Here is an 11,776-nt window from a genome sequence, read left to right as displayed (position 1 = left end):
CACGCCTTCCTTCCTCTCTGAGCACACACGCATGAACACTCCCGCCATCCAGGGCCAGGTGGCCCTCGTCACCGGCGCCACGCGCGGCATCGGCGCGGCCATAGCGCTCGAACTGGCCCAGCGCGGCTACAAGGTCATCGGCACCGGCACCGGCAGCGACGGCGCCGCCAAGATCGGTGCGGCCCTGGCCGCCCACGGCGGCGAAGGCCAGGTGCTGAACGTGACCGACGGCCCGGCCGTCGAGGCCATGATCGACGGCATCGTCAAGGCCCACGGCGGCCTGCACGTGCTGGTCAACAACGCCGGCATCACCCGCGACATGCTGGCGATGCGGCTGAAGGACGACGACTGGGACGCCGTCATCGACACCAACCTGAAGGCCGTGTTCCGCCTGTCGCGCGCCGTGATCCGGCCGATGATGAAGCAGCGCTACGGCCGCATCATCAGCATCACCAGCGTGGTGGGTGCCTCCGGCAACCCGGGGCAGGCCAACTACGCCGCGGCCAAGGCCGGCGTGGCGGGCATGACCCGCGCGCTGGCCCGCGAGCTGGGCAGCCGCGCCATCACCGTCAACTGCGTGGCGCCGGGTTTCATCGAGACCGACATGACCGCCAGCCTGCCCGAGGCCCAGCAGCAGGCCCTGCTGACCCAGATTCCCCTGGGCCACCTGGGCAAGCCGGCCGACGTGGCCCATGCGGTGGCCTACCTGGCCTCGCCGCAGGCCGGCTACGTGACGGGGCAGGAACTGCACGTCAACGGCGGCATGTACATGTGAATTCGGCAGCGTCGCGCACCGGCCGGCCCTGTCGGACGATGCTGCGCGGCGCGCTGGACAGTGGCTTCTCCGTGTGGCCGCCTGCCCTGGCAGGGCAGCCGTCACGGATGGGCCGGCTAAAATCCTTGATTCTTTACCACCCTCAGAGGGAACCTAAATGAGCGATATCGAAGCACGTGTCAAGAAAATCATCGCCGAGCAGCTCGGCGTGGAAGAGTCGCAAGTGACCAACGAAAAGGCCTTCGTGGCCGACCTGGGCGCCGACTCGCTGGACACGGTCGAACTCGTGATGGCGCTGGAAGACGAATTCGGCATCGAGATCCCGGACGAAGACGCCGAGAAGATCACCACGGTGCAGAACGCCATCGACTACGCCGTCAAGAACCAGAAGGCCTGATCGGCCACCCAAGCCGTTTGCCCGCTGCGCTGCACGACCGGCGCTTCGCGAGGCTCCCTCCTCCCCCGTTTCGCGGGCCTGCGGCTTCACTTCCTCCCGGACGCGTCCTTTGGTCGACGCACCAGGCGCGCGGCGCCGGAGCTCTGGGAGACCCACCATTGCAGAAAGGTTCGCCGGCATGACTCAACGCCGCGTCGTCGTGACCGGGCTCGGTTGCATCTCTCCCGTCGGAAACACTGTGGCCGAGAGCTGGGCCAACCTCGTGGCGGGCCAGTCGGGCATCAGCACCGTCACCAGCTTCGATGCCAGCAACCTGGCCTGCCGCTTCGCCGGCCAGGTCAAGGGCTTCGACATCGCCCAGTACATCTCCGAGAAGGAAGCGCGTCACATGGACCGCTTCATCCATCTCGGCCTGGCCGCCGCCATGCAGGCGGTGCAGGACAGCGGCCTGCCCACGGGCGAGGCGCTGTCGCCGGAACTGGCGGAGCGCATCGGCTGCAACATCGGCTCGGGCATCGGCGGCCTGCCGATGATCGAGGAGACGCATGCCGAGTTGACCAACCGCGGTCCGCGCCGCATCTCGCCCTTCTTCGTGCCGGCCTCGATCATCAACATGATCTCGGGCCACCTGTCGATCAAGTACGGCTTCACCGGCCCGAACATCGCCGTGGTCACCGCCTGCACCACCGGCCTGCATGCCATCGGCCTGTCGGCCCGCCTGATCCAGGCCGGCGATGCGGACGTGATGGTGGCCGGCGGCGCCGAATCCACCGTCTCGCCGCTGGGCATCGGCGGCTTCGCGGCGGCGCGCGCGCTGTCGACCCGCAACGACGATCCGGCCACGGCCTCCCGTCCCTGGGACAAGGACCGCGACGGCTTCGTGCTGGGCGAGGGTGCCGGCGTGCTGGTGCTCGAGGAGTACGAGCATGCCAAGGCCCGCGGTGCCAAGATCTACGCCGAACTCGTGGGTTTCGGTATGAGCGCTGACGCGTACCACATGACTGCGCCGAGCGTGGACGGTCCGCGTCGCAGCATGCAGGCCGCGCTGCGCAATGCCGGCATCAATGCCGACGAGGTCCACTATCTGAACGCGCACGGCACCTCCACGCCGCTGGGCGACCTGAACGAAACCAACGCCATCAAGCTGGCCTTCGGCGACCACGCGAAGAAGATGGTCGTGAACTCGACCAAGTCGATGACCGGCCACCTGCTGGGCGGCGCCGGCGGCATCGAGTCGGTGTTCACGGTGCTGGCCGTGCACGAGCAGAAGAGCCCGCCGACCATCAACATCTTCAACCAGGACCCGGAATGCGACCTGGACTACTGCGCCAACACGGCGCGGGACATGAAGATCGACGTGGCGGTGAAGAACAACTTCGGCTTCGGCGGCACCAACGGTACGCTGGTGTTCCGGCGCGTCTGAGATTCGCCCACCACGCGCGTTGACGCCTCGTCCTCTGACCTTCCACCCCGTCCTTCCATGCACAGCGCCCCGGCGGTGAGCTATCCCGTGGGGCCTTCCCGCCGGGCGGCGGTCCTGCACCTGGCCGTGGCCGGCGCCGGGCTGCTGGCTTCGGCCGGCTGGCTGGCGCATTTCGCCGCCGCCGATGCGGCGTCGGCCGCCGTCGTGCTGTGCGCTGCTGCTGGCATGGCGCTGGGGCTTGGGTCCTGGCGCGGCCTGTCGGTGCGGCGGCAACTGCAATGGGACGGCGCGGCCTGGTCGCTGGCGGACGCGCAGGGTCGGCATCTCCAGGGCGAGGCGACCCTGGCGGTCGTCATGGACCTGGGCCGGCTGATGCTGGCGCGCTGCACCCCGGTCGCCGGCCAGGCCACCTGGCTGTGGCTGGACGGCGATGCCGACCGGCTGCGCTGGCGCGCACTGCGCCGCGCTGCCTTCGATCCGGGCAGCCTCCCGGCCGATGCCCCCATCGGCCGCACGGAGCTGATGGGATGACCGCCACCCCGCCGCCCGCCAATCCGGGCGAGGCCGACCTGCTGCTGGTGCAGCGCACGCTGGCCGGCGACGCCAAGGCCTTCGAACTGCTGGTGCTCAAGTACCAGCGCCGCATCGAGCGCCTGATCGGCCGCATGGTGCGCGATGTGGACCTGATCGAGGACATCGCGCAGGAAACCTTCATCCGCGCCTACCGCGCCCTGCACCAGTTCCGGGGCGACGCCCAGTTCTACACCTGGCTCTACCGCATCGCCGTCAACACCGCCAAGAAGGCGCTGGTGGACATGAAGCGCGATCCCACGGTGTCCGAAGCGGCGCTGCGAAGCAGCGACGACGACGATGAAACTTACCGGGGCGGAAACGAACCAATCAGCGACGAAACCCCCGAATCCGTGCTCGCGGCCAATGAAGTGGCCGCCGCGGTGAACGCCGCCATGGAGGCGCTGCCGGCCGAATTGCGCCAGGCCGTGACCTTGCGCGAGATCGAGGGGTTGAGCTACGAGGAAATCGCCGAGGCGATGAATTGCCCGATCGGCACGGTGCGCTCGCGCATCTTCCGGGCCCGCGAGGCGATTTCCGCGCGAGTGAAACCCCTGCTGGAAAACCAGTCGGGCAAACGTTGGTGAGCAGGTGAACGACATGAACGAGCATCGAGACCGGACCCTGGAGCGCGTGTCCGCGCTGATCGACGGCGAACTGCCGGCGGGCGAAGTGGCACAGGCCGTCCAGACCGTCATGAACGACGAGGCCCAGCGCGCGGCCTTGCAGATGTACCAGCTGGTGGGCGAGACGCTGCGCACCGGCCGCCACACGGCGTGCACGGACGGCGACGCCTTTCTGGCCAGGCTGCGCGCGCGCATGGAGAGCGAGCCGCCGGTGCTGCGCCCGGCGGTGGCCGCGGTCCCGGCAGCGCCTGCGCGGCCGGAGCCGATGGAAGCGGCCAACGAGCCGGTCTTCCGCTGGCGCCTGGTGGCCGGCGTCGCGTCGGTGGCGGTGGCTGCCGCGGTCGGCTGGAGCTTCGTCGGCGGTGCGGGCGGCAACGGCGGCGCCCAGCTGGCGCGCCAGGACGGCGGCGCGCCCGTGCTCGCGGCGAGCGGCGGCAACGCGGCGGCGCCCGCCACGGCCCAGAACTTGGTGCAGGTCGGCAACCGGCCCGAAGTCATGCTGCGCGACCCACGCCTGGACGAATTGCTCGAAGCCCACCAGCAGGCGGGCGGTGCCTCGCAGATGCCCTCGGGCTTCCTGCGCAACGCCACCTTCGAGAGCCCTGCGCGCTGACCAGGCGTGAACGCCCGCTGCGCCGCCCACCCATTGCCGATGCACGTTTCCCCCGCCTCGCGCCGCCGACTCGTTGCCACCGTTCCTGCGGCGCTGCTCGTTCTCGCCGCCGCGCCTTCCCTGGCGCAGCCGGTGCCGCCAGCCGCGGCCGGCCCGGGTGCCGTCGCCGGAACCCCGTCGCCCGTGCCGGCACCGGGGGCGGGTGCCATCGACTGGCTGCGTCGCATGCACGAGGCGGCGCGCACCACCGAGTACGTCGGCACCTTCGTGGTGTCCACGGGCGCGGGCGCGCTGTCCAGTGCGCGCATCTGGCATGCCTGCGAGGGCGCGGTGTGCGTGGAGCGGGTCGAGACGCTGTCCGGCCCGCAGCGCTCCACCTTCCGCCGCAACGAGCTGGTGCGCACCTTCCTGCCCGACCAGCGCCTGGTGAAGACCGAGCAGCGCGAGAACCTGGACGTCTTTCCCAATCTGCTGGGTGCCACCGAAAGCTCCATCGCCGAGTTCTACGACGCGCGTCCGCTCGGCCGGGGCCGCGTGGCCGGCATCGACACCGACGTGGTGCAGATCGTGGCCAAGGACGCCATGCGCTTCGGCTACCGCGCCTGGTGCGAGCGGCGCTCGGGCCTGGTGCTCAAGCTGCAGACGCTGGACGCCCGCGGCGCCGTGGTCGAGCAGTCCGCCTTCTCCGAACTGCAGTTCGAGGAGCCGGTGCCGGTCGTCGCGCTCACCGAGATGATGGACAACACCCAGGGCTGGAAGGCCGAACGCTCCAAGCTCGAGCCGGTCAAGCCCGAGGCCGAGGGCTGGGCGCTGAGCCAGCCGGTGCCGGGCTTCAAGCCCGTGAGCAGCTACATGCGGCCCATCGGCGAGCCCAAGTTCTTCTTCGGCCCGCGCAAGCGCATCCTGCAATGGACCTTCTCCGACGGCCTGGCCACGGTGTCGCTGTTCATCGAGCCCTATGGCGACCAGGTGCGGCAGGAGGCGGCCCAGGCCCTGGGTGCCACCTACACGCTGTCGCGGCGCCTGCCCGACCCGGCCGGCGACTGGTGGCTCACCGCCATGGGCGAGGTGCCGCCCCGCACGCTCGAGGCCTTCGCGCGCGCACTGGTGCGCAACCGCTGAACCTTCGGCGGTCTGGGCGTTCTCACGGACGCCGCGGCCTGCGCGCCGCCGAGGCGCTATCGTGCAGGCTGCCACCCCGACGCCCCTGTTGTTGAGAGAAGACCGATGACGACCCACACAGAACGCCTCCTGCCTTCTTCGCCCGCGGCCGCGCGCCGCCTGCCGGCCCTGGCCTTCGCCGCGCTGTCGAGCCTGACCGTGCTGCTGCCGCTGCAGCCCGCGGCGGCCCAGGCCGCGCCCGCTGCGCCTGCCGCGCGTGCACTGCCGGACTTCACCGACCTGGTGGACCAGGTCGGTCCGTCGGTGGTCAACATCCGCACCATCGAGCGCGTCACCCGACGTGGCTCGGGCGAGATGGACGAGGAAATGCAGGAATTCTTCCGCCGCTTCTTCGGCCAGCCGCTGCCCAACGGGCCGCGCCAGAACCGGCCGCAGCAGCAGCCCCAGGAAGAGGAGCGGCCCCGCGGCGTGGGCTCGGGCTTCATCCTCACGCCCGACGGCTACGTGATGACCAACGCCCACGTGGTGGAGGATGCCTCCGAGGTGCTCGTCACGCTGCCCGACAAGCGCGAGTTCAAGGCCCGCATCGTGGGTGCGGACAAGCGCACCGACGTGGCCGTGGTCAAGATCGACGCCACCGGCCTGCCGGCCGTGAAGGTGGGCGACATCTCCCGCCTGCGCGTGGGCGAATGGGTGATGGCCATCGGCTCGCCCTTCGGCCTGGAGAACACCGTGACGGCCGGCATCGTCAGCGCCAAGCAGCGCGACACCGGCGAATACCTGCCCTTCATCCAGACCGACGTGGCCATCAACCCCGGCAACTCGGGCGGCCCGCTGATCAACATGCGCGGCGAGGTGGTGGGCATCAACAGCCAGATCTATTCGCGTTCGGGCGGCTTCATGGGCATCTCCTTCTCGATCCCGATCGACGAGGCGATCCGCGTGAGCGACCAGCTGCGTGCCACCGGCCGCGTGTCGCGCGGGCGCATCGGCGTGCAGATCGACCAGGTGACCAAGGACGTCGCCGAGTCCATCGGCCTGCCCAAGGCCCAGGGCGCGCTGGTGCGCGGCGTGGAAGGCGGCTCGCCCGGCGACAAGGCCGGCATCGAGCCGGGCGACATCATCCTGAAGTACGACGGCCGCGACATCGAGCGGCCGAGCGACCTGCCGCGCATGGTGGGCAACACCAAGCCGGGCACCAGGACGACCGTGACCGTGTTCCGCCGCGGCGGCACGCGCGACCTGTCGATCACGGTGGCGGAGCTGGAGGCCGACGCCCCCGCCCGCCGGCCGGCCGCCGGCCGCGAGGAGCCCAAGCCCTCGGCATCCGCCGCCGCCAAGTCGCTGGGCCTGGGCGTGGCCGAACTCACCGACGCCCAGCGCCGCGACCTCAAGCTGCGCGGCGGCGTGCGGGTGGAGTCGGCCACCGATGCCGCGGCGCGGGCCGGCCTGCGCGAGGGCGACATCATCCTGTCGGTTGCCAATGTGGAAGTGGGCAGCCTCAAGGAATTCGACGCCGCCGTGAACAAGGCCGACCGCAGCAAGCCGGTCAGCGTGCTGTTCCGTCGCGGGGACTGGGCCCAGTACGCGCTGATCCGGCCCGCCGCCCGCTGACGTCGCCAGAGGGGCTGGCTGCCGGGCTGCGTGGCGGCGGCCCCATCCGCGAGTGGGTTTTGGGGGCATTCGGCGGATGCAGCCGCCTTGGTGGGTGGCCGAATAGATATTTGTGAAGCCAGCGGCGCCGCCGATAGCCGGCTCCGCATGGCCTGCCGGAAAGTTGCTAACAACCAAACCGGTAGAATGCGCCGGCCCCAGCATGCTGTTGGTCTATAAGAGGAACACACTTGTTCACGATGCGGGATCGCGGTAGGTCATGCACCGGCGGTCCACAGATCGCCCACAAGTTGTCCAGAGAAGAGCCCACACGGCATGTGAACAAGCTGTTGATAAATTCTTGTTGCTGACCTGCAACGAGGCCCCCGCGGCCGGTTTCGGCCTGTACGCGCACCCCTTTTTGCCTACAATGAAGGCCCAACTACTGCAGTTGCCATTGCTTGTTGGTTCAGGGCGCGTCTGCCGAAGACGCGCCCTTTTTTCTTGTGCGCTTCGCTCTGCTGGACCAGCAAATTCAAAGACTTAAGTCTTCTCGTTGATGAACCACATCAGAAATTTCTCGATCATTGCGCACATCGATCACGGCAAGTCCACGCTGGCGGACCGGCTCATCCAGCGCTGCGGCGGCCTGGCTGAGCGCGAGATGGAAGCGCAGGTGCTCGACTCCATGGACATCGAGAAAGAGCGTGGGATAACCATCAAGGCGCAGACCGCGGCGCTGCACTACAAGGCCAAGGACGGCCAGGTCTACAACCTCAATCTGATCGACACGCCGGGCCACGTCGACTTCTCGTACGAGGTGTCGCGCTCGCTGTCCGCCTGCGAAGGCGCGCTGCTCGTCGTCGACGCCTCGCAGGGCGTGGAAGCGCAGACGGTCGCCAACTGCTACACGGCGCTGGACCTCGGTGTCGAGGTGCTGCCGGTGCTCAACAAGATGGACCTGCCGCAGGCCGACCCCGACCGTGCGAAGGAAGAGATCGAGGACGTGATCGGCATCGACGCCGTCGACGCGATTCCCTGCTCGGCCAAGACCGGCATGGGCGTGGACGAGATCCTGGAGGCCGTGGTCGCCAAGATCCCCGCGCCGCGCGGCAACCCGGCGGGCGCGCTGCGCGCCATGATCATCGACAGCTGGTTCGACGCCTACGTCGGCGTGGTGATGCTGGTGCGCGTGGTCGACGGCCGCCTGGCCAAGGGCGAGCGCATCAAGCTGATGGCCACCGGCGCCACCTACAACGCCGACAACCTGGGCGTGTTCACGCCGGCCAACGAGCCGCGCAACAGCCTGGAGGCGGGCGAGGTGGGCTACATCATCGCCGGCATCAAGGAGCTGCAGGCCGCCAAGGTGGGCGACACGGTCACCCTGATCAAGCAGGGCTCCGGCGGCGCCGCCTTCACGGCGACCGACCCGCTGCCGGGCTTCAAGGAGATCCAGCCGCAGGTGTTCGCCGGCCTGTACCCGACCGAGGCCAGCGAGTACGACCAGCTGCGCGACGCGCTCGAAAAGCTCAAGCTCAACGACGCCTCGCTGCATTTCGAGCCCGAGGTGTCGCAGGCGCTGGGCTTCGGCTTCCGCTGCGGCTTCCTGGGCCTGCTGCACATGGAAATCGTGCAGGAGCGGCTGGAGCGCGAGTTCGACCAGGACCTGATCACCACCGCACCAAGCGTGGTGTACGAGGTGCTCAAGAGCGACGGCGAGGTCATCATGGTGGAGAACCCGTCCAAGATGCCCGACATCGGCCGCATGGCCGAGATCCGCGAGCCGATCGTGACGGTGCACCTGTACATGCCGCAGGAATACGTGGGCCCGGTGATGACGCTGGCCAATCAGAAGCGCGGCGTGCAGATCAACATGGCCTACCACGGCCGCCAGGTGATGCTCACCTACGAGATGCCGCTGGGCGAGATCGTGCTGGACTTCTTCGACAAGCTGAAGTCGGTGAGCCGCGGCTATGCCTCCATGGACTACGAGTTCAAGGAGTACCGCGCCTCCGACGTGGTCAAGGTCGACATCCTGCTCAACGGCGACAAGGTCGATGCGCTGTCCATCATCGTGCACCGCAGCCAGTCGCAGTACCGCGGCCGGGCGGTGGTGGCCAAGATGCGCGAGATCATCAGCCGGCAGATGTTCGACGTGGCGATCCAGGCGGCCATCGGCGCCAACATCATCGCCCGCGAGACCGTGAAGGCGATGCGCAAGAACGTGCTGGCAAAATGTTACGGCGGCGACATCACCCGCAAGCGCAAGCTGCTCGAGAAGCAGAAGGCCGGCAAGAAGCGCATGAAGCAGATCGGCTCGGTCGAGGTGCCGCAGGAAGCCTTCCTCGCCATCCTCCAGGTCGAGGACTGAGCCCGACCGACGGTCCGCCGCTGCTCAGCTTCCCCCAGAACAATTCCAAGCGATGCCCATCCTCACCTCCCTGATCCTCGCCGCGTTCGCCGGCTACATCGGCGCCTGGTACGTCGGCGCGGTGGAGGGCAATTTCGCCCTGCTGCTGTTCATTGCCACTGTGGTCACCGGCCTGTACTGGCTGGCCGAGCGGCTGGTGTTCCTGCCGCGCCGCCGCCGCGCCGCCCAGGCCTTCGAGGCCAACCAGGCCCAGCGCCGCGAAGAGCTGCGCCGCCAGGGCATCGACCGCCTGGACGAGGACGACGGCAGCCAGGCCCGCGAGCGCATCCTGGCCCAGCCCTGGTGGCTGGACTGGACGGCGGGGTTGTTCCCGGTGATCCTGGTGGTCTTCCTGCTGCGCTCCTTCGTGGCCGAGCCGTTCAAGATCCCCTCCGGCTCGATGATGCCGACGCTGCTGACCGGCGACCTCATCCTGGTCAACAAGTTCACCTACGGCCTGCGCCTGCCGGTGCTGGGCACCAAGGTCACCGAGGGCACGCCCCTGGCGCGCGGCGACGTGGTCGTGTTCCGCTATCCGCCGCAGCCGAGCATGGACTACATCAAGCGCGTGGTCGGCATCCCCGGCGACGAGGTGGCCTACCTCAACAAGCGGCTGACCATCAACGGCCAGCCGGTGAGCAAGGACGCGCTGCCGGACTATTTCGACGAAGACACGATGCGCTACTTCAAGCAGTTCGCCGAGAAGCTGGGCACCGTGGACCACCGCATCCTCAACGACGACACCCGCCGCGCCGGCCTGTCGGACGCCGAGGTGTCGGATTTCCCTTACCGTGAAAATTGCCGTTACAGTGTTGAAGGGGTTGTTTGCAAAGTGCCTGCCGGTCATTACTTCATGATGGGCGACAACCGCGACAATTCCCTCGATTCGCGCTATTGGGGTTTCGTGCCGGACCAGAACGTCGTGGGCCGTGCCTTCTTCATCTGGATGAACTTCGGCAACTTCAAGCGGATCGGGCCATTCCACTGATCAGGCGCCGCATGGTGGCGGCAACGAGGGCGGGAACATCCCGACGAAGGAGTGAGGTCCATGAGGGCAGGTGCAGCCAGAACCCGGCAACGGGGCATTTCGTTCATCGGCTTGCTGTTCGTGGGGGTCGTGCTGGCGTGCGTCGGCGTGGTCGCCGCGCAGCTGGTGCCCACGGTGATCGAGTACCAGGCCATCAAGAAGGCGGCGCAGCGCGCCACGGCCGGCACCACGGTGCCGGAGGTGCGCTCCCTGTTCGACCGCGCCCAGGCCATCGACGACTTCAGCGCCATCTCCGGCAAGGACCTCGAGGTGCAGAAGCAGGGCGACAAGATGGTCGTCTCCTTCGCCTACGACAAGCAGATCCATCTGGCCGGGCCCGCCTGGCTGCTGATGAAATACGCGGGCCGCACCGACTGAGACCCTGCCGGGTCCCGGGCTGCGGCGCCACAACGACAGGAACAGTCATCACGTGAATCCGAGCGGCCTGGCGGCGCTCCAGGCGCGCCTGGGGCATGCCTTTTCCGACGAACGCCTGCTGCAGCGCGCGCTGACGCACCGCAGCTATTCGGCCGAGCACAACGAGCGCCTCGAATTTCTGGGCGACTCGGTGCTGGGCCTGGCCGTCTCGCACCTGCTCTACACCCGGCTCGCGCGCCAGGCAGAGGGCGATCTCTCGCGCGTGCGGGCCAACCTGGTGCGCCAGGACACGCTGCACGGCATCGCCCAGCGCCTGGGCCTGTCCAGCCTGCTGCGGCTGGGCGAGGGCGAGGCGCGCTCCGGCGGCTCGGCGCGGCCGTCGATCCTGGCCGACGCGGTGGAGGCGCTGATCGGCGCCGTCTACCTGGACGCCGGCTTCGGCCCGGCGCAAGCGCTGGTGCAGCGGCTCTATGCCGAGATAGAGATCGACCCGCGCATGAGCGCCGCCGCCAAGGACCCCAAGACCGAACTGCAGGAATGGCTGCAGGGCCACAAAATGAAACTGCCGGCCTACCGCGTCGTCGGTACGCTCGGCGCCGCGCACAAGCAGACCTTCGAGGTCGAATGCGAGGTGCCCGAGTTCGGCCTCGTCGAGCGCGGCAACGGCGGCTCGCGCCGCGCGGGCGAGCAGGCGGCGGCCTCCGCCATGCTGGAGCGCCTGAAGTCCCGCGGCCGCTGACGACTACCCTTTGCCTTCCATGAACGACCACACCGACGACGACCTTCCCGACACGGCCGAGCTTCCGGCCATGCCCCCCATGCCCGCCGCCCCCGGCCAGCAG

At 68.7% G+C, this 11,776-nt stretch carries 12 protein-coding genes; all 12 read left to right on the top strand.

Features of this window, described 5'->3' with window-relative positions:
* The first annotated feature begins 31 nt into the window (after positions 1–31).
* Positions 32–775 carry a 3-oxoacyl-ACP reductase FabG gene (gene fabG / locus NS331_RS12985; RefSeq protein ID WP_058642408.1) on the top strand — a complete coding sequence of 248 codons (744 nt, stop codon included), beginning with the start codon at positions 32–34 and terminating at the stop codon, positions 773–775.
* A gap of 157 nt (positions 776–932) precedes the next feature.
* Positions 933–1,172 carry an acyl carrier protein gene (gene acpP / locus NS331_RS12980; RefSeq protein WP_017758944.1) on the top strand — a complete coding sequence of 80 codons (240 nt, stop codon included), beginning with the start codon at positions 933–935 and terminating at the stop codon, positions 1,170–1,172.
* Positions 1,173–1,350: 178 nt separating this feature from the next.
* Positions 1,351–2,595: a beta-ketoacyl-ACP synthase II gene (gene fabF / locus NS331_RS12975; protein WP_058642407.1), complete on the top strand. Its 1,245-nt coding sequence runs from the start codon at positions 1,351–1,353 to the stop codon at positions 2,593–2,595.
* A gap of 57 nt (positions 2,596–2,652) precedes the next feature.
* The gene (locus tag NS331_RS12970; protein ID WP_058642406.1) at positions 2,653–3,126 is read left to right on the top strand and encodes a hypothetical protein; all 474 of its coding nucleotides are present in this window, start codon (positions 2,653–2,655) and stop codon (positions 3,124–3,126) included.
* Positions 3,123–3,752 (top strand): RNA polymerase sigma factor RpoE, encoded by a 630-nt coding sequence (rpoE, locus tag NS331_RS12965; protein ID WP_058642405.1) that lies wholly within the window; start codon positions 3,123–3,125, stop codon positions 3,750–3,752. Before NS331_RS12970 ends, rpoE begins: the two co-directional genes overlap by 4 nt.
* Positions 3,753–3,765: 13 nt before the next feature.
* A complete protein-coding gene (locus NS331_RS12960) occupies positions 3,766–4,404 on the top strand; it encodes a sigma-E factor negative regulatory protein (RefSeq protein WP_058642421.1) in 639 nt (212 codons plus the stop codon).
* A gap of 39 nt (positions 4,405–4,443) precedes the next feature.
* Entirely contained in the window at positions 4,444–5,526 is a 1,083-nt protein-coding gene (locus tag NS331_RS12955) for a MucB/RseB C-terminal domain-containing protein (RefSeq protein WP_058642404.1), read from the top strand.
* 105 nt (positions 5,527–5,631) lie between these two features.
* Positions 5,632–7,140, top strand: a complete 1,509-nt coding sequence (locus tag NS331_RS12950; protein ID WP_058642403.1) for a DegQ family serine endoprotease — start codon at positions 5,632–5,634, stop codon at positions 7,138–7,140.
* Positions 7,141–7,678: 538 nt separating this feature from the next.
* The gene (gene lepA, locus NS331_RS12945) at positions 7,679–9,490 is read left to right on the top strand and encodes a translation elongation factor 4 (RefSeq protein ID WP_058642402.1); all 1,812 of its coding nucleotides are present in this window, start codon (positions 7,679–7,681) and stop codon (positions 9,488–9,490) included.
* Between the two features lie 52 nt (positions 9,491–9,542).
* Positions 9,543–10,517, top strand: coding sequence for a signal peptidase I (gene lepB / locus NS331_RS12940; RefSeq protein WP_058642401.1), 975 nt, complete (start codon positions 9,543–9,545; stop codon positions 10,515–10,517).
* 60 nt (positions 10,518–10,577) lie between these two features.
* On the top strand, positions 10,578–10,934 hold the full coding sequence (locus NS331_RS12935) for a DUF4845 domain-containing protein (protein WP_058642400.1): 357 nt from the start codon (positions 10,578–10,580) through the stop codon (positions 10,932–10,934).
* Positions 10,935–10,986: 52 nt separating this feature from the next.
* Positions 10,987–11,673 carry a ribonuclease III gene (gene rnc, locus NS331_RS12930; RefSeq protein ID WP_058642399.1) on the top strand — a complete coding sequence of 229 codons (687 nt, stop codon included), beginning with the start codon at positions 10,987–10,989 and terminating at the stop codon, positions 11,671–11,673.
* Positions 11,674–11,776 lie beyond the last annotated feature (103 nt).

Origin of the sequence: Pseudacidovorax intermedius, from assembly GCF_001476815.1 — a bacterium.
Taxonomy (GTDB): domain Bacteria; phylum Pseudomonadota; class Gammaproteobacteria; order Burkholderiales; family Burkholderiaceae_C; genus Xenophilus; species Xenophilus intermedius_A.
The sequence above is the reverse complement of the archived record's forward strand: the minus strand, read 5'-3'. Positions and strand labels throughout refer to the sequence as shown.